The sequence below is a fragment of the Flavobacterium sp. ALD4 genome (assembly GCF_002836475.1).
GTDB lineage: Bacteria > Bacteroidota > Bacteroidia > Flavobacteriales > Flavobacteriaceae > Flavobacterium.
In genome coordinates this window covers 1-254 of the sequence record NZ_PJBJ01000017.1, presented here as the reverse complement: position 1 = coordinate 254, position 254 = coordinate 1, and the positions used below count along the sequence as shown (strand labels likewise).

At 44.1% G+C, this 254-nt stretch carries 1 protein-coding gene; it reads right to left on the bottom strand.

The genetic code is table 11. From position 1 onward, the window contains the following. Nucleotides 1–254 (bottom strand): YDG domain-containing protein (locus CXF59_RS00145; RefSeq protein ID WP_198554603.1); only part of this gene is annotated, 254 nt, incomplete at both ends.

The window sequence follows — 254 nt, the reverse complement described above, 5'->3', positions numbered from 1 at the left end:
GTAATATCCGCAGTTGTTGTTGCAACTCCTGTAAGGTTATAGTTTGCAGCAGCTGAACCGCTCAATACCATACCTGAAGAGGCAACTATTTTTTCATTGGCTACAAAGGCATCACTGAACGTGGCTGTACCGCCAGTCAAACTTACATTGGCTGCATCTGCTGCCAATACTCCAACTAGTCCACGACCTGTAACAGTAGCTGTATTGTTGCCGTCATAGGTTTTGTTACTTGCTGTAAATGTTCCACTGATATC